Source organism: Salinivibrio sp. PR919, from assembly GCF_001995355.1.
Lineage (GTDB): Bacteria > Pseudomonadota > Gammaproteobacteria > Enterobacterales > Vibrionaceae > Salinivibrio > Salinivibrio proteolyticus.
This window is the reverse complement of record NZ_MUFL01000164.1, coordinates 1-1,917: the sequence shown is the minus strand read 5'-3', so window position 1 is coordinate 1,917 and position 1,917 is coordinate 1. Positions and strand designations below refer to the sequence as shown.

Annotated in this window: 3 protein-coding genes; all 3 read left to right on the top strand. The window is 40.9% G+C overall.

Annotated features, from left to right (window positions below; translation table 11 throughout):
- On the top strand, positions 1-278 hold a 278-nt coding region (locus tag BZG83_RS16950), incomplete at its 5' end, for a hypothetical protein (RefSeq protein ID WP_206744377.1).
- 237 nt (positions 279-515) lie between these two features.
- Complete coding sequence (locus tag BZG83_RS16365; protein WP_077482135.1) at positions 516-770, top strand: hypothetical protein; 255 nt, start codon at positions 516-518, stop codon at positions 768-770.
- 459 nt (positions 771-1,229) lie between these two features.
- Entirely contained in the window at positions 1,230-1,688 is a 459-nt protein-coding gene (locus BZG83_RS16355) for a methylated-DNA--[protein]-cysteine S-methyltransferase (RefSeq protein WP_077482131.1), read from the top strand.
- Positions 1,689-1,917: the final 229 nt, after the last annotated feature.

The window sequence follows — 1,917 nt, the reverse complement described above, 5'->3', positions numbered from 1 at the left end:
CTTCCTACACGAGTTACAGCGGAGAAAACGTCGATGTATATGGTTTGGACAGCAGGCACCCAACATTAAGTAATACGATGTTGCATCGTGTAAGAAGAGAATATGAAAATGGTATGCAATATCAAAGCTATATCGAGCTGAAATATCGTTCAATTGACGAGATAGGCGATCGCCTTGAGCAACACGGTCTGCAGTTAGTAGAACGTTACGCAGATTGGAAAAAGACGACTTTGACTGAATCATCGACAAGCTTTGTGGGGGTTGTTAGGCCGCTATAACGAGATCATTGAGATCTCGCTGGACTTGTTCCTTTTCTTCAAAAGGTAGCTTTAGGCTGATTGAAGTTGATGGTTACGATGTCATCCACCATTTGAGCACAGACTGGCGTATAGCAAGTGCAACGCCAAAAATAGTGATATGTCTCACCTCGAGATGCAAAGCTTCATCTTAATATACAGCGTTGTAAGAGGGGAATTCATGTCATTTTTATGCAATAAGGCATGTAAATCAAATAGATGCAATACCTAGAGGTAAATGTCAAGACAGCGATTATCGTTCACGGTTATGACGAGAATCATAAAGAAATTACAGAAACAGTGAAAGAGGAGCAGTACGTCACAAAGCTTGTTGCGATCGAGAGGCTGCAGTCTGTTAGTGAGCAATATCTTTTAGTGACTGGATCGCACGGTCGTATGATGTACTGGGAATATGACGAGTCAATCGACAGCATTCGTCAAAAACTGGAAAAAGTAGGTGTGCGCGTCGCATAACAAACAGAAGGAGCTAGCACCAACTCTCGTGTGCTAGCATCTGTAGGTAGGTGGAGTCTAGCTTATGTCACTTTATGACAAACAGAAGCATATAAAGAATCAGGAAGATACAATGTTAGTTGCTTCGGATTCTTGGTTGACAGTTAAATTTTCCCAAGAAGCAGCAAAGTCTTGGAAACGTATTCTCGTGCTATTCGCTCTTGCAATTCTATGTTTGTTCGCACCAGCATTGGGTTTGATTATATCAACCATAAATGCATTTTTTTCTTAAACAACTAGGGAGTCGCGGGTTCAACTGCGAAGTGCCCATGAAATACCCACGGTTTTTGATGGTTACAGTGTCTGTAAAAGCGATGGTATGAGAATTTTAGAAACACTTAGGGGTAATTAACGTAGAAGTTAAAACAGATAAGAAAAGTATCCATATTGGTATGGATAAATCATTTATAAGAGAAAATAATGAATACAATAAATATCCAGTATTATAAACATCCTTATGCCGAATTTATCCTTGGTTCTTATCAAGGTAAGCTTTGCTTGTGTGACTTCCGATATCGCAAGATGAGAAGTGCTGTTGATGAGCGCATTAAACGGATTCTTAACGCTGATTTTGTAGAAAAGAGCGATGATGTTTTAGCGGCTACTCAAGCTCAACTCGAGGAATATTTTTTGGGTGAGCGAAAAACTTTTGACCTTCCTTTACTTTTGGCGGGTACCGATTTTCAACGGTCGGTATGGAGTGCATTAAGCAACATTCAATACGGTGACAGGGTGACGTATCAAGAGCTGGCAGTATCGATTGGTAATGAAGCCGCAGTACGTGCGGTTGGCAATGCCAACGGGGCAAATGCGTTGGCGATTATTATTCCTTGCCATAGGGCTAGGGAATCCCCTCATAAATATCTTTTGAAACAATGAGGTAGACACGCATCACTCCCTCTGATCTAATGAATTTCGCCAAAAACACACTCGATACAGACAGATTCAATAGCGATGCTAACGATGCGTGATGACCAAATCCTACTACAAACACTGTCAAAACAGGATCTAATGAATTTCGCCAAAAACACACTCGATACAGACAGATTCAATAGCGATGCTAACGATGCGTGATGACCAAATCCTACTACAAACACTGTCAAAACAG